This window comes from Streptomyces sp. NPDC007205, from assembly GCF_040634095.1.
In the GTDB taxonomy this organism is placed as follows: domain Bacteria; phylum Actinomycetota; class Actinomycetes; order Streptomycetales; family Streptomycetaceae; genus Streptomyces.
Window position 1 is genome coordinate 1 of record NZ_JBEYEW010000028.1, and the last position, 15,616, is coordinate 15,616.

Annotated in this window: 11 protein-coding genes; 2 read left to right on the top strand and 9 right to left on the bottom strand. The window is 74.2% G+C overall.

Annotation, left to right across the window (positions count from 1 at the left end):
• The 9 genes from ABZ624_RS32160 to ABZ624_RS32200 form a co-directional block, all read right to left on the bottom strand.
• Positions 1–2,338 (bottom strand): hypothetical protein (locus ABZ624_RS32160; protein ID WP_360096885.1); only part of this gene is annotated, 2,338 nt, incomplete at its 3' end.
• 5 nt (positions 2,339–2,343) lie between these two features.
• Entirely contained in the window at positions 2,344–2,502 is a 159-nt protein-coding gene (locus tag ABZ624_RS32165; RefSeq protein WP_360096888.1) for a DUF6760 family protein, read from the bottom strand.
• The gene (locus tag ABZ624_RS32170; RefSeq protein ID WP_360096891.1) at positions 2,499–2,990 is read right to left on the bottom strand and encodes a hypothetical protein; all 492 of its coding nucleotides are present in this window, start codon (positions 2,988–2,990) and stop codon (positions 2,499–2,501) included. The genes ABZ624_RS32165 and ABZ624_RS32170 overlap by 4 nt, the downstream gene beginning before the upstream one ends.
• Positions 2,987–3,427 carry a phage tail protein gene (locus ABZ624_RS32175; protein ID WP_360096894.1) on the bottom strand — a complete coding sequence of 147 codons (441 nt, stop codon included), beginning with the start codon at positions 3,425–3,427 and terminating at the stop codon, positions 2,987–2,989. The genes ABZ624_RS32170 and ABZ624_RS32175 overlap by 4 nt, the downstream gene beginning before the upstream one ends.
• A 35-nt stretch (positions 3,428–3,462) precedes the next feature.
• Complete coding sequence (locus ABZ624_RS32180; protein WP_360096897.1) at positions 3,463–5,025, bottom strand: phage tail sheath subtilisin-like domain-containing protein; 1,563 nt, start codon at positions 5,023–5,025, stop codon at positions 3,463–3,465.
• Between the two features lie 445 nt (positions 5,026–5,470).
• Positions 5,471–7,507, bottom strand: coding sequence for an ATP-binding protein (locus ABZ624_RS32185; RefSeq protein WP_360097086.1), 2,037 nt, complete (start codon positions 7,505–7,507; stop codon positions 5,471–5,473).
• Positions 7,508–7,641: 134 nt separating this feature from the next.
• Positions 7,642–8,346 (bottom strand): DUF4255 domain-containing protein, encoded by a 705-nt coding sequence (locus ABZ624_RS32190; RefSeq protein WP_360096900.1) that lies wholly within the window; start codon positions 8,344–8,346, stop codon positions 7,642–7,644.
• A complete protein-coding gene (locus ABZ624_RS32195) occupies positions 8,343–11,510 on the bottom strand; it encodes a hypothetical protein (protein WP_360096903.1) in 3,168 nt (1,055 codons plus the stop codon). Before ABZ624_RS32195 ends, ABZ624_RS32190 begins: the two co-directional genes overlap by 4 nt.
• Positions 11,511–11,706: 196 nt before the next feature.
• Positions 11,707–12,402, bottom strand: coding sequence for a LuxR C-terminal-related transcriptional regulator (locus ABZ624_RS32200; protein WP_360096906.1), 696 nt, complete (start codon positions 12,400–12,402; stop codon positions 11,707–11,709).
• Between the two features lie 281 nt (positions 12,403–12,683).
• On the opposite strand from ABZ624_RS32200, the gene ABZ624_RS32205 reads away from it, so the two are divergent.
• On the top strand, positions 12,684–14,036 hold the full coding sequence (locus ABZ624_RS32205; protein ID WP_360096909.1) for a hydrolytic protein: 1,353 nt from the start codon (positions 12,684–12,686) through the stop codon (positions 14,034–14,036).
• A 502-nt stretch (positions 14,037–14,538) separates the two neighbouring features.
• Complete coding sequence (locus ABZ624_RS32210; protein WP_360096912.1) at positions 14,539–15,612, top strand: S1 family peptidase; 1,074 nt, start codon at positions 14,539–14,541, stop codon at positions 15,610–15,612.
• Positions 15,613–15,616: the final 4 nt, after the last annotated feature.

Sequence of the window (15,616 nt, forward strand, 5' to 3'; positions counted from 1 at the left end):
CACCGCCCGGCGCACCGCCGGGCGCGGCGACGGCCCGGGCGACGACGACCGGCCCCGGCACGACTGGGCCATCGGCCGCAGCGGCAGAAAGGGTGGAAGGGGTGGAAGGGGTGGAAGGGGCAGGCGGGGTCGGCGGAGTAGGCCGTACAAGAGGGACGGCACCGGCGTCTGCCGACCGCGGGTGTGCCGTGGCCGGCCCTTCGGGCCGCTCCGGGGGCGTCGGCCGCGCGACGACCGGGACTTCCGGCGGGGTGGCCGCCGCCGGTGCGTCGGAGGGTGAGGACCCGGCGAGCGGGGTGCCTTGCCCGGCGTCCGCCACGCCGAGCAGAGGGACCGTACCTCCGGCCGCCCCCGACGGGGGCTGACGCGTGCCCGGAGCAGCGCCGGCCGGGCGTACCGGGGCCCGCTGCAGCTCCGGGCCGGCCGGGCGGGGTGGCCCGGCGGTCGGCGGCATGGCGGGCAGCGGCGCCCCCAGACCGCCCCGGGCCCGGGCACCGGACGCCCCGGGCCGGTCATCCCGGCGGGACCGCTGGGCCGGGGCCGGCGAGATCGGCGGGGCCGGCAACCCGGCATCGCCGCCCGACGGGGTCGCCGGGTTGTCGCCGCGCGGCTCCGGCACCGACGCGACGGAGTCCGCCTGCCGCTGCACGACAGGAAGCACCGGTCCGGCCGTCGGGCGGGCATCGGCATCGAACGGCGTGGCAGTGGCCGGGAGTTCGGCCAGTGGTGTGCCCAGTGGTGTGCCCAGTGGTGTCCGGGTGGCCGGTTGGCCGGGGGTGTCGGTGCGCTGGACTGTGGGGTGGTTGTCGGGGGTCAATGGCCGGGCGTTGACGGGGAGTTCCGGCAGTGGTGTGCCCAGTGGCGCTCGGGTGGTGGGTTGGCCGGGGGCTTCAGCTCGTTGAACTGTCGGGTTGGTGTCGGCAGTCAAGGGCGCGGCGACGGTGGGGAGTTCTGGCAGTGGTGTGCCCAGTGGGGCTCGGGTCGCCGGCTGTCCGGGGGTGTCGGTGCGCTGGGCTGTCGGGTTGGTGTCGGCAGTCAAGGGCGCGGCGACGGTGGGGAGTTCTGGCAGTGGTGGACCGAGTGGTGTCCGGGTGGTGGGTTGGCCGGGGGCTTCGGCTCGTTGAACTGTCAGGTTGGTGTCGGTAGCCAAGGGCACGGAGACGGTGGGGAGTTCCGACAACGGCGTGCCCAGTGGGGCTCGGGCCGCCGGCTGTCCGGAGGACTCGGTGCGCTGGACTGACGGTGCGGACGTCACAGGCGGCGTGCCCGGTGCCGGTCGGGAGGCCTGCGGGGCGGTCCCTGTCGAGGCCGCCGTGGGTGCTGTGTCCGAGGCCGTGCCCGGGGCGGGGCGGGCGGCGGGCCGCAGCGCGGCGATCCGGCGCACCGGTCCGGTCGTCCGCCGGGCCACGGTCAACGCGGGGCCCAGTGTGCGGGGACGCACCGGCTCGGCGCTCGTGCCGCGCGTTTCGGCGGACCCGTTCTCACCTGTCGTGAAGGGGCGTCGGGGCACTCCACCGGACGGTGTACGTCCCGTCCGGCCCGTGCCCGGCGTGCGGGCGGGGCCGGTTTCCGAGGGTGTACGGCGACCGTGCGGAGCGCGGTCCGGTCCGCTCGGCGCCGTGCGGCGTCCGGCTTCGTCGCCCGAGCTGTGCGGCACCACGGCGACCCGTCGTACGAGCGGGATCTCCGGTGGGACGGCCGGGCCCCCGGCACGGGCGGGCCGGACCGCCTGATCACCGGCTCCCGCCGCGGACCGCTGAACCGGTGTCCGGCGCGTGGTGGCGGCCACGGTCCCACGGCTCGGCGGTGCACCGGCCTGCCGCTGGTGCGAAGGGACTGCGGTCCGAGCACCTCCCCGTTCGTCGACCGTGCCGTCGGCCGGGCTCCCCGTACGGCGGTCGCCGGTGAGCGGGTTCGCGGGGTCGGCCTCGGCGGCCTCCTCGGTGTCCGGCCGTGGCACCCGCAGCAGCAGAGGGCCGCCGTCGGCGTGGACGGCGCGCGGCGTCGCCGGGCCGGTGACGCCGTGGATCAGGCCCACCGGGGCGGACGGCAGCAGCGCGTGACCGAGACCGGTGTCGAAGGACGGGTCCTGCCAGGACGCGAGGCCCGAGCGGAAGGCCAGCCCGTCGCTGACGCCCAGCGGAGCGCGGGCCACGGTCAGGGCCGGCGGCGGGGTGCGGCGCCAGCCGCCGTCCCAGTCGCCCGGCACGGACGCCTCGGCGGGACCGGGAGCCGCCGGAACCACCGGACCCGGCGCGGACCGGTCGGCCGCCCCGCGCGCGGCCGCTCCCGCGGACCGGGTGCCGGACCGGCGGCGCCGTGTGTCCCGCCACGCCATGGAACTCAACCGCCTTCGTTGATACGTGTGTTGATGCGGGCGATCTCGGCCACCCACTGCTGCCGCTCGGCATGGGTGAGGTCGAGGATCTCCTCGCGGGGCCAGTGGAAGTGGTAGGCGATGTACGCGATCTCCTCCCGCAGCCGGGGGAGCGCGTACGTCACGATTCCCCCAGGCGCCCACCCGAGAGGTCCACCTCGAAGGCGCCCTCGCAGTGCGGGCAGGTCACCGCCGCGCGGGTGTGCCCCTCGCTGTTGACGCGGCGGTAGAAGTCCTGGAGGAAGGCGACATCGGTGGCGTACATCCGCTCCACGATCCCCGCGTGCACATCGGTGATGGTGCCGAGCCGGGTGATCACCTGGCTCAGCAGCACCACACTCAGGTAGGCCGGGTTCTCCTTGACCCGCAGGTCGATCTGCGGCCGCAGCTCGTCGCGGGCGGTCGCCAGGCGCATCGCGCCCTGCCGGTGCACCGTGCCCGCCTCGTCCACGTATCCGCGCGGCAGCTCGAACTCGAACTCCGTGCGCAGCCCGTGCTCCTGAGGGGCCGCAGGGCGGGCGACCGGGGGCGGCGGCTGCTCGGCCGCCGGGGCGGGCGCCGTCGCCTCCAGGATCTCCTCCAGGCTGCCCGCCGTGACCGTACGACGCCTCATTCGACGACGATCTCCTCGAACACGATCGTGACGGTCTCGGTGGCCGGGGAGGACTCGCCGGCCTTGAGGGAGGGGCCCTCCCACTTGGAGGCCCAGCCGTTCATCAGCTGGATACGGCGGACCGTGTCCCCCTTGGAGTCCTTGATCTCGATGGTGAGGTTCTGCCGTGCCGTGTCGACGGCGCCGTTGTTGAGGGTCTCCTTGATCCACTTGGTGAACTCGCTGCTCTTGTCGAGTCCCCGGGTGATCGTGATCTCGCCGGCCTGTCGTGCCCCGGGCTGCTTGCGGATGATCTGCTTGCCCGTTGACGTGACCTGCTTGACCTCGACGACCTCCTCCTCGACGGAGAAGCCGCTGATCTCCTGGATCGACTCGACCATGTACCCGCCGAGCTGCACGCCGAAGACGTGAGTGGAGAGAGCGTCGCCTTCTGCCATGACTGTCTGTCACCTTTCCTTGGCCGACCCGCGGGTCACTCGTCGATGAGGCTGGTGCTGTCGGAGAACTGGGCCAGCCGGAACACCACGAACTCGGCGGGCTTGACGGGGGAGACGCCGATCTCGCAGATGACGCGGCCCTGGTCGATGGAGGTCTGCGGGTTGTTGTCGCGGTCGCACTTGACGTAGAACGCCTCCTCGGCCGTGCGGCCGAAGAGCGCGCCCCGGCGCCATTCCTCGGTGAGGAACGCGGTGACGTTGCGCCGGATGCTCGACCACAGCCGGTCGTCGTTCGGCTCGAACACCACCCACTGGGTGCCCAACAGGATCGACTCCTCAAGGTAGTTGAAGAGCCGCCGGACGTTCAGATAGCGCCAGGCCGGGTCGGAGGACAGGGTGCGGGCGCCCCACACCCGGATGCCGCGGCCCGGGAAGGCGCGCACACAGTTCACGCCGATCGGGTTGAGCAGGTCCTGCTCGCCCTTGCTGAGCCGGATCTCCAGATCCACCGCGCCCCGGACCACCTCGTTGGCGGGTGCCTTGTGCACACCGCGCTCGGCGTCGCTGCGCGCCCACACGCCCGCGACGTGACCGCTCGGCGGGACGGTGGTATTGCGGCCGGCCGCCGGGTCGAAGACCCGCACCCACGGGTAGTAGAGGGCGGCGTACCGGGAGTCGTAACCGGCCTCGTCGTTGCGCCAGTTGCGTACCTGCTGCGCGGTGAGCCCGGGCGGGGTGTCCAGGACGGCCACCCGGTCGCCCATCTGCTCGCAGTGCGAGATCACCGCGAGCTGGACCGTGCGCACGCCCTCGGCGTCGATGTCGCCCCGCTGGTAGGCGCCCATCAGGTCCGGCACCGCGACCATGGTGATCTCGTCGATGGCCTCCAGACCGGCGAACCCGGTCCGGGCGGCGGCGTCACCGACGTACTCGGCCGGATCGAGCCGCGACACCTCCGCCGAGCCGGTCACCGCTGGTGAGGCGGGGGCGTCGGGCAGGGCCACGGTCTGGCTCGCGGGCCGCGTCTGGGCGGCGCCGCGCTGCTCGGTGACCTCGATCAGCCGGGAGGCGCGGACCTGGGTGACCACATAGCCCTTGACGCTCTTGCGGGTGGAGACGTCGTAGGTCTCGGCCACCTGGTCGCCCTGGCGGACCAGCAGCCGGAAACGGTCCTCGGGCGGGTTCTCGCCGTCCGGGTCGGCGATCTCCACCGACACTCCCGAGGTACCGGGCCGGGCCGCGACCAGGAACCCGCCGAGGGACACCGGCTCGGCCGCCCGGAACCCGCCGGAGTCGCGTCCGCGGTCCGCCGGGGCGGCGGAGGAGTCCGCGCCGGAGCCGCCGATCCGCACGATGTAGGCCGCGCCGCCGCCGTTGGAGAAGTAGCCGTACACGGCGTGCGCGAGATAGGTGTTCTCGGTGAAGCCGCCGAACAGCTGCGTGTACTGGTCCCAATTGGTGACCAGCGTCGGTTCGTGGAAGGGGCCGCTCCGGGCGAACCCGACGAACGCGGCGACGGCGGTGCCGACCCCCTCGATCGGGCGGGCACCGGACTGCACCTCCTCCACGTACACGCCCGGGGTGAGGTACGTCGGCATGCTCGCTCCTTCGGGTTCCATCGGTCACCTGCGTCGATGCCGAGTCTCCGAGGCACCTCGGGCTCCGCGGCAGGGGCGGGCGTACCTGGCCGGGGGCAACCACGCTGCCTTTTGGTACGGTCACGCGGACCGTCCGGGTGCCTCGCCGGGCGGCGCCCTCCTGCCCGTGCGGCCCTGGACACCGCACCGTCGAGCACGGTCCACTGGAGGGTCGCAACAGGTGTGCCGACGAGGAGGCAGCAGGCGTGCAGACGTCCGGGCCCCGCACCGAACGCACCGGGGCCCGGAAGCCCGGACCCGGCGCCCGTACCGGGAGCCGCCCCCCGCCCGCCTGCCACCGGTGTCCGCAAGGCGCTGCGCTCGGCCGGCAGGCCGAAGGCCGGACCGCCCGGACATCTCGGGGATCACTCGCCGATGCCGCATCCGTGGAACGAGATGGCCCCGCTCAGCCCTCGGCGAGCAGCTCCCGTGTCCACGGTCCGAACTCGCTCTCCAGGACCAGCCGGCCGAGTTTGCGGTACTCCTGGACCACGGCCGTCACCAACTGCCGCATGGTGAGCGGTTCTCCGGACTCCGCCGCGAGGTAGGCGGCGGTCACCGCGCAGGCCCGGATCGAGCCGCCGGCCAGTTCGAAACGGTCGGCGCAGAAACGGAGATCGAGGCCGGCCGCGCGCGGCAGCCGGTCGCCCAGGCAGCGTTCCCACAGGGCGAGCCGGTGGGCGGCGTCGGGCACGGGGAACTCCGCCACCACATCCAGCCGCCGCGTGAACGCCTCGTCCAGGTTGGCCCGCAGATTCGTGGTCAGTACGGCGATCCCGTCGAAGGACTCCATGCGTTGCAGCAGGTAGGCCGACTCGATGTTGGCGTGCCGGTCGTGCGCGTCCTTGACCTCCGAGCGCTTCCCGAAGATCGCGTCGGCCTCGTCGAAAAGCAGCACCGCGTTGACCGCGGACGCCTCGGTGAAGATCCGCTCCAGGTTCTTCTCGGTCTCGCCGACGTACTTGTCGACCACCGTGGACAGGTCGACCACGTACAGATCCATGCCGAGATCCGCCGCGACGACCTCCGCGGACATCGTCTTGCCGGTGCCCGACTCGCCGGCGAACAGCGCGATCACCCCTCGCCCCCGGCCGCCGCCCGGCCGCATCCGCCACTGCCCGAGCACCTGCTCGCGGTGGCGGGCGCGCACGGCGAGCTCCCGCAGCCTGCGGTGGACCGGCGGGGGCAGCACCAGATCGTCCCAGCCGACGCCCGGCTCCACCCTGCGGGCCAGCCGGGCCAGACCCGCGCCGTTCTGGGCCCGCACGGCCGAGCGCAGGTCGTCCGGACAGACCGGGCGGCCCGCCAGCGCGGCACCGCGCACCGCCGCCTCGGCGGCGCGGCGCAGCTGTCCTCCGTCGAGGCGGTGCGCGGCGACCGCCCGGGCGAGCGCGTCGGTGTCATCGTTCACCGAGTCCCCGGCGCCGGCCAGGGCGAGGGCGTGCCGCCAGCGTACGGCCTGCCGGGCGGGGGAGGGCGGGGCCACCGGGAGGACGACCGGGGTGTCCGCCGCCCACGCCGGGTCCCAGCCGGCCGTACCGTAGGTGAACAGCGGTGTGCCGCGCAGCGCCGTACAGAACTCCCGCAGCGCACGGGCCTGTTCGGCGGGTTCCGGGGGCAGCGCCTCCAGCGGGCCGAGGACGACCCCCGCGCCGGTCAGCCGGGCCTCCAGCGTCGTGACCCGGGCGAGCGCGGGTACGTCGCCGGAGCGCCGGGCGAGTGCCGCCGCGTCCAGGACCAGCGACGGCAGTCCGGCCGCGCGCAGGGCCGCGACGGCGAGGCCCGGCGGGTCACCGCCCCGGTCGAGCAGATGCACCAGGCCCGTCCCGGAGCGGGCCGCCGACGCCGCCCTGGCGACCTCGTCCGCCTCGGCCGTGGGGTCGCTCCCGGTTTCGCCGAGCACCCCGGCGAGCCGGGCGTCCGGCTCCGTCCCGCCCAGCAGATGTGCGGTCACCCGGTCCGGCACCGTCAGCACCCGCGACAGCGGCGGCCGGTCCGGCTCGGTGATCCGCACCAGGCCTCCGTCGACCAGGGGGGCGCCCGGGGCGAGACGGAAGCGTGCGGTTGACGCCGACGGGAGCCCGCACAGTTCGAGCGCCAGCCCGACGGTCGGCCTACGGCGCGTCAGATCGTCGTGGAGATAGCCGTACAGCCGCTCGAACCGCGCGTCCAGGTCCGGGGCCAGCGCGACCAGCAGCAGATCCGTGTCCAGCGGCGACAGACCGAACCGCGCGGAGAGCGCGCCGAGCACGGACCCCGGCGGCGGGGGCAGTGGCTCGTACCCCGGTACGTCGAGCCCGCCCTGCTCGTCCAGGATCCGTTCCACGGCCTCGGGCGTGAGGTACTGGCCCCGGTAAGGATCGTCCGGGTCCGGGTCGGTGGTACGCCGGGCCGCGACCGCATACCGCACCCGCTCCTCGACCAGGCGCAGCCGTGCCCACAGGGGATCCGCCCCGACGGCGGCACCTCCTCCGGCGTCAGCGCCGACGAGAGGGCCGAGGTCAGCGGTGTCGGCGTCGGCGAGGTGGGCGGTGTCGGTGCCGGTGCCGGGGCGGTGGGCGGTGTCGGCGGGGTGCGTCACGGCTGGCGGTCTCCTCGGCGGCGGCGGACGGGGGCCGGGCGGCGCTCGCGCGGACCGGCGAAGCCGTCCGGGCCCGGGTCGCTCACGCCCTCGTACCGCAATCTGCGCCCCGGCACCGGATCCCCGTGCTGTCGCCGTTCCGTGCCGCGCACCACGAGCCCTTCGGTGACCGGCGGCGCGGCGGCCCTGGCCACACCCGCGAGCGGGGCCCGGACCCGCACCCCGAGCGACGCCTTCAGCTCTCCGCCGAGCGCCGACCACACATCGGAGGCGGCCGGCGCGTCCAGCGCGGCCCCGGCGGTCTCCAGCCCGACGGTCAGACCGAGTTCGGCCAGCGAGCCCGTGAGCAGCCGTTCCGGCAGCGCCTCGGCCGCCACCAGAGTGGCCAGCACCTGCGACAGCAGCCGGTGCTCGTCCTGCGGGCGGCTCGCCCACGCCGTGACGAGGTACGTCAGCTCGAACCAGCGGGGCGGGGTGCGCCGTGCCACCACGTACCCGTCCGCGTCGTACACCTCACCGGCCCCGCTGCCGCGCCGGCTCGGGTCCTCCCGGATGTCGTACAGGAAGGCGCAGATGGTGGGCGCGTTGCGGCGGGCCGCCCAGTCGCGGGTCGGCGCGTCGAAGACGATCTCGACCCCGGACGCCTCCAGCCCGGACTCGCCGAGCAGGCCGCGCAGCGCATCATCGACCTCGTGGATCACCGGCGGGTCACCTCGTCGGGCGGCTGCACGCTGCCGTTGACCACCAGGAAACCGGTCGTCACGGGCGAGAATCCCGGGCCGCGCGCGGTGATGGTGCGCGGACCCGTCTGGTCCTTGGCGAGGATGAGCAGCTGGCCGATGAACGTGCCGTCCGGCAGGGGCACCGTCGGCGCCGCCGCCGCCGTGATCCCCGGCTTCCAGGAGAACCGCACCGGGACTCCCGGCGGGAAGTCCCTGCCGCGCACCGAGGTGACGAAGCCGGGCCTGCCGATCGGCGGTACGGCGACGATCCGCGGCTGGAGGATCCGCAGGGTCGTGCGCGCCCTGTTGTCCCCCGGGTCGGCGTCCGTCCCGGTGGTGGTGAGAACGCCGGTGGCACGGCCGGTGAGCGCATGGTCGGGGGCGAGCACCACCCGTACGACGGTCGAGGCGCCCGGTGCCAGGTCCGGCAGCGCGCACACCCAGCCGGTGTCGCAGCCCGGCGGCGGCCCGCCGCCCGGGATCCCGGCGGGCAGCCCGATCCGCAGCCGCAGCCCGGTGGCCAGCGCGTTGCGCCCGTTGCGGACGGTGTACGTCACCACCACCCGGCCGCCGACATAGCCCGGCTCGGGCTGGGCGGTGACCCGGACACCGGGCCCGGCCTTCGGCGGGGGCGGCGTCGGCACCGGCCTGGGCGTGGGCGGGGTCGGGCCGGGATGCGGCGGGGTCGGAGTCGGGCGGGGGTGCGGCGGGGCGGGCGGGCGCACCGGCACCACGGTGCGGGCGGTGTTGTCGCCCGGCTCCGGGTCGATCACGCTGCCGGTGACGGACCAGTCCACCGGCTGGTCGCCCACGGTCTGCCCGGTCAGGGTCACGGTCAGCGGCACGGTCGCGCCGGGCGGCACCACTCCGATGTCGCACTGGAGGGAGACGGCGTCGCAGGTACCGCCCGGACGGCGGATCCGGGTGACGGTCACGCCGGCCGGCGGCGCGATGGTCAGCCGGGTGCCGGGGGAGGCGGCGGGACCGTTGTTGACGACGTCGACGCGGACCGTCGTGGCGGTGCCGACGGTGACCGCGGGCGCCGTGCCCGGGGCGCGCACCGCCAGGTTCACCGACTGCTGGACGCCGGGCTCCTTCTGGCGTCCCGGCAGCTCCGTGGTGAGCGGGGACAGATGACCGGTCGCGACCTTCAACAGGTAAAGGTTTTCAGGGCAGTTGACGGGCAGGTCGGTGCGGGAGCTGAAGACGATCCCGGTGCCGTCCGCCGTCCAGGCCGCGTCGCGGGGCTGGTGCGGGCCGGTGACGGAGGTGTCGGGCAGCTCCCGGTGGCAGGCGTCGGCGGTGCCCCGGGCGGGCGCGGGCAGCACGGCCCGGCAGTCGTCGCCGGACACGGAGGTGACCAGGAGTCCGTTGTGCTCGTCGATCCGGCCGCCGCCGTTCTTCCGGTTGAACGCGATCGAGCGTCCGTCCGGCGAGAACGCGGGACTGTCGTCGATGACCGCGCAGGTGTCCGGGCAGATCCGCGCGCTCAGATCGCGCTGCTGGTCCAGGGCGTTCACCGGCACGGTCCAGATGTGCTTGTTGCCGCCGCCCCCGTCGATCACCTCGTTGCGGGTGAAGGCGAGGGTGGTGCCGTCGGAGGACCAGGTGGGCTGTGCGTCGCCGCCCGCCTGCTGCCCCGCCGGCGGCACGATCTCGTGGACGATCGCGCCGATGGTGGCGTCGGCGATCAGGATACGGCCGGGACCCGAGGCGGACCCGACGCCGCCCGGCGAAGTCCGCGTGAACGCAAGGTATCTGCCGTCGGGCGAGAACGTGGGGTCGGTGTCCCAGTCCTTCGGCCCGCGTCCGGCCAGCGGCATCGGCGCCGGGTCCGAGCCGTCGGCGTCCACCGTCCAGATCCGCTCGATCCGCCCGGCGGTACCGTCCTCGAACCGGGTCACCACGATGCGGCGGCCGTCGGGCGTGTAGTTCTGCCGCTCGGTCCACGGGTCGTACCCGGACGCCGGGTTGAACAGCGGATCCTTGGCCGGATCGGTGTTGGTGTCGGCCGCCGGATCCTCCTTGAGGATGGTCAGCCCGAGGTCGCGCGGGTCGGCGCCGTCCAGGCGGGCGTCCTGCAGGGTCACCACGTGCGGGCCGGCCGCCGAGGTACGGTCCACCACCACCTGGCCGCCGTTCAGCGGGCCCAGCCAGGTGGGCGAGCCGACCGCGCGGTCCTCGCTGAGCACCAGCTGCGGGGTGTCCGCGGCATGGGCCCGCACCCGGAACACATGGTCCCAGTCGCCCTCGCAGCCGCAGGTGCGGTCCGGGCTGAGGAACAGCAGCCCGTCCCCGTCGGGCAGCCAGGCTGCCCCGCGGGTCCGCCACTGTGCCTGCGTGCCCGCCAGCAGCGGCTGGTCGCCGTCCGCTGTGCCGGTCACCCGCAGCCGCGGGCCCGTCGCCTTGTCGGCGGTGAAGGTGTACGCGATGAGGTCCCGGTGCGCCGGGTCGTTCACCGGGTTCCACACGGGTTCCGCCGCCGTGCCGCCGAGCGCGCCGGTGACCCGGGTGGCCGTGCCACCGGCCAGCGGGCGTACGTAGATCTGCTGCCCCAGCACCGGATCGCCGTCGTCGGCGTACGCCATGCGGGTGCCGTCCGGGGAGACGGTCGGGCTGGTCTCGTCGGACGGGGTGTCCGTCAGCCGGGTCAGCCCCGTGCCGTCGGTGCGCACCCGCCACAGGTCGCGCTGCTTCTTCCCGTGCGGGCCACCCGGCTCGGCCGAGTCGAACACCACCGCCCTGCCGTCCGGGGTCAGCCGCGGGTGCGCCGCGTCCCGGCCGCTGGTCAGCTTGCGCACCGAACCGTCGGGGGCCCGCAGATAGATCTGGGGGCGCTTGTCGTCGCGGCGGCTCGCGAACACCATCGCATCACCCTGTGCCGACGGCTGGACGTCGTAGTGCGCCGGGCCCGCACCGAACAGCGGCTTGCTGGAGGTGGTGGTGGCGACCCGGCCGAGACTGCGGTGCCCCGTGCCCGCGTAGGCGATCCGGGTGGCGGGGGCGGCGGCTGCCCGCGGAGCCGGGGCCGCGCTGCCCGGCCCCGAAGCCGCCGTCATCACGAGCAGGGGAACCAGCAGGAGCAACGACGCGCCGAATCTCCCCAGCCGGCGCTGCCCGCCGGGGCCAGCGGTGCCGTTCACGGTCCACCTCACAGTCTCGGAACACCAGGGTCGCCCCGCCACTGTGCGCCGGTGCGCGCGGCGCACGTCAGGGCGGCGGGGCCGTGCCCGGGGGAAGCGCGGGGTGCGCTTTCGGGCAGCGGGCGGGTCCGGGCCGCCCACGCAGCGGCCGGCGCCCCGGGCCGGACAGCGGCCGCACGGTGCGCGGGGGCGGTTCTCAGATCAGCCCGTTGCGCAGCGCGTAGCCGACCGCGTGTGCCCGGTTGCGCAGCTGGAGCCGCGTGGTGATCTCATGCAGCACGTTCTTGACGGTCCGTTCGGAGTACGCGGTCTTCTGCGCGATCTCCGAGGTGTCGAACCCCTCCGCCACCAGACGCAGCATGTCCGCCTCGCGTGCGGTCAGCGTGGACAGGGCCAGACCGTGCGGGTCGAGCGCCGAGCGCTGGAGGCTGCCCACATGGCTCAGTAACTTGCCGAGCAGATCACCGGGGAGCACTCCCTCGCCGTTGGCCAGGGCGAGCACCAGATGGAGCAGCCGGTCCTGGTCCGCCTCGGTGCGCCGCAGCACCGCCGCGACCCCGCACTCGACGACCCGTTGCAGCGCCGCCGACTCGAACGTGCCGACCACGAGTCCGGTGCGGGTGGCGCCGTTGTGCTGCAACCGCCGCAGCAGGGCCATCACCTCGTCGTCCACGGCGTCGACGACGACGAGCGACGTGTGCGCCCGGTCCGCCTCGGCGTCGGTGACCAGCTCCACCTCGGGGCGCTGGCGCAGCTGGTGGACGACGCCGATGCGCAGGACGAGATCCTGGGCGTAGACGGCGACGGTCACCCGGTGCGGGTGGCCGGCGGGGGCGGCACCACGTGGCGTGCCGGTGGTGTTGAGAGCGTTCTCATGTGCGGAACGGGACATGGTGGATTCCTGATTCATGACGGGAAACGACGGAGACGGGAAACGAAGGCGAGAAACGACAGGAGAGGGGCGGGGCGGGGAGTGACGGCGCGGGGAGCGGCGGGGCGGGGAGGACAGGGGGAGGCCGGCGCTGTCGGCCGGTGGGCCGCGCGCAGCGCGTGCTGTGTTCAACTGCCCTGCCGACCGGCTGAGTCGGCGTTGACCGCGCGGGGCATACCGACTGCCCCGGTGTTGCCCTCGCACCTCTCGTGACGGTGCGGCCCGGCTTCTACGGTCGTGGCGTGACGCCATCTGCAGCCTCTTCCGGACCCGGGGCCCCCGGTCTCGACATCCCCGCCGTGACGGTGACGCCCGGCGGCACCGCCTCGACCAGCCTGACCGTCCGCAACGACAGCGACATCGTCGAGGCGTACACCCTGGAGGTCGTCGGCGACTGCAAGGCCTGGGCCACCGTGGAGCCCGAGCGGGTCTCGCTCTACCCCGGCACCTCCGAGACGGTGACCATCCGCCTGGACCCGCCGCGCTCCCCCGAAGTCCGGGCGGGTGACGTGCCGCTGGGCATCCGGGTGCTGCCGGCCGAGCACCCCGAAGCGGTCACCGTGCCCGAGACCACGGTGCACATCGAGGAATTCCGTGAACTGCGGGCGGAGTTGCTGCCGCGTCGCCGGCGCGGCTGGCTGCGGGGCCGTTACCGGCTGGCGGTGCGCAACGAGGGCAACTCCCCGGCCCGGGTGGTCTTCACGCCCGAGCAGCCGGGTGAGGAACTGCGATTCGGGTTCACCCCCGGAGAGCTGCAGCTGGAACCGGGTGAATCGGCGGAGACCCGGCTGCGGGTGCGCACCGGCAAGCCGGTCTGGTTCGGCAAGCCCGCCGTCTGGCCGTTCATCGTGCGTGCCACCGACACCGGGGCGGCGGAGAGCGCCGAGCGGCCGCAGGCTCTCGTACGGCCGCCGCTGGAGGCCGAGTTCGTCCAGATCCCGGTCTTCCCGAAGTGGCTGCTGGCCGTGCTCGCAGCCCTGCTCGCGCTGGTGATGGCCTGGTTCGCGCTGGTCCGCCCGGCGGTGCGCAGTGCCGCCAAGCAGGCCGCCAACGAGGTGGTCCAGCCGCGCCCCACTCCCGGCGGCGGGCAGAACGGGCAGGGCCCGGGGGCCGGCTCCGGCAACGGAACGGGCACCGGCGCGGGTTCCCGGCCGGGCGGACAGGGCACGGACGTGGCGCCGGACACCGGCGGCGGCGGGGGATCCGGCGGGGACGGCGACGGCCGGACCGGGGCCGGTCAGCAGAGCTCGGCCACCATTGACGTACAGACCTCGGGAGGCGGGAACAAGACCGGTACGTATCTGGTGCCGGCGGGCAAGGTCTTCGGTGTGACGGACATCGTCGTCGCGAACTTCCAGGGCGACGAAGGGGTCATGACCATCACGTTCGGCCAGCGGAAGATCACCACGATCGCCCTGGAGACCTTCCGCAACCAGGACTACCACTGGGTCACTCCCATCAAGATCCCCGAGGGTGCCGACGTCACCGTGAACGTGACGTGTGCGAAGCCGGGTACACCGGCGACCGGCCGGCAGGCGCAGCAGTGTCATGAGGTCCTGAACGTGAGTGGTGTGCTCAGCGATACGAAGCGGTGATGACAAGGTTCTTCGAACATCGTTCGCCGCGTGGGGCCCAAAGGGGAAGGGGAGACTCCCGATCCGTCCGAAAACCGACAGGGCGCTGGACGTAACCCGGCTTGTTCGTGACCGCGTCCGCGCAACCGGGCGGGGCGGCAGGTCACCGGCGGGCCAAGAATGCTCCAAATCGGCGACCGCCGTTCCGTATTCCGGACGGAAGCGGCGTGTCCCGGTCAGTCGCCCGTGCGCGGAGCGTGGGCACCCGGCCCGGTGTCGTCCACGGTGCGTGGCGTCCGGCGGGGCCGCGACGACCTGACGAGCGGGGACACGGGGCCCGGACGGGCGGCGTGCCTGCCGGGCGCGGGTGGCTTGAACCCTTCCTTGTCGCGCCGTGGGTGCGTCGTCATACTCGTCGACGCTTGGCATGGGCACGCCGTATCGGCGTTCCGGCGTCCCGTGCCCGCATCCCTCCGGCCCCGGCCCGCGCGACGGGCGGGGCAACCCCCACTGGAGGCTCCCCATGACGCAACGTCGCACGGCCCTCGTCCCCTGCGCTCTCACCGGTCTGAGCGTGCTGGCCCTGACCGCGGGCGCGCTGATGCTCCCCGGCCCCACAGCGGCCACCGCGGCCACCCCCGCCACTCCCTCCGCCGTCCGCGCCGAGGCCGCCGCCGCCCTCGCCGCCCGGCTCGGCGACCGGGCCGCCGGCTCCTACTACGACACCGCGGCCCACCACTTCGTCGTCAACCTCACCGACCCGTCCGCCGCGGCCCTGGTACGCGGCACCGGAGCGGTCCCCCGAACGGTGCGCCACTCCACCGCCCAACTCCGCTCGGTCATGGCCACCTTGAGCCGGCGCGCCAGGATCGCGGGCACCGCCTGGGCGATCGACCCCCGCCAGGACAAGGTCGTCGTGACCGTCGACCCGACGGTCACCGGCACCGACCGCACCCGGCTCGAGGCCGTGACGGGCGCGCTGGGCGACAAGGTCGCCGTACGGCGGGCGGCCTCGGTGTTCAGGCCGCTGCTCGCGGGCGGCGACGCCATCTGGGGCAGCGGCGTCCGCTGCTCCCTGGGCTTCAATGTGACCGTGGACGGCTCCCCCTACTTCCTCACCGCCGGACACTGCGGCAACGCCGCTTCCAGCTGGTCCGACACCCAGGGCGGCGGTGAGACCGGCCAGACCGTCGACTCCCGCTTCCCCGGCACCGACTACGCCCTGGTCCAGTACGACGACCCGGGTGGCGACGAGCCGAGCGCCGTCGACCTCTACGACGGCGGCACCCAGCAGATCACCCACGCCGCCGACGCCTACGTGGGCGAACAGGTCCAGCGCAGCGGCAGCACCACGGGCGTCCACGGCGGCTCGGTCACCGGCCTGGACGCGACGGTGAACTACGAGGAGGGCACGGTCTCCGGACTCATCGACACCGATGTGTGCGCCGAACCCGGCGACAGTGGCGGCGCCCTGTTCGACGGGGACGCGGCGATCGGACTGACCTCCGGCGGCAGCGGTGACTGCTCGTCCGGCGGCGAGACGTTCTTCCAGCCGGTGACGGCCGCGCTGAGCGCGGAGGGCGCCACCCTCCCGTGAACCG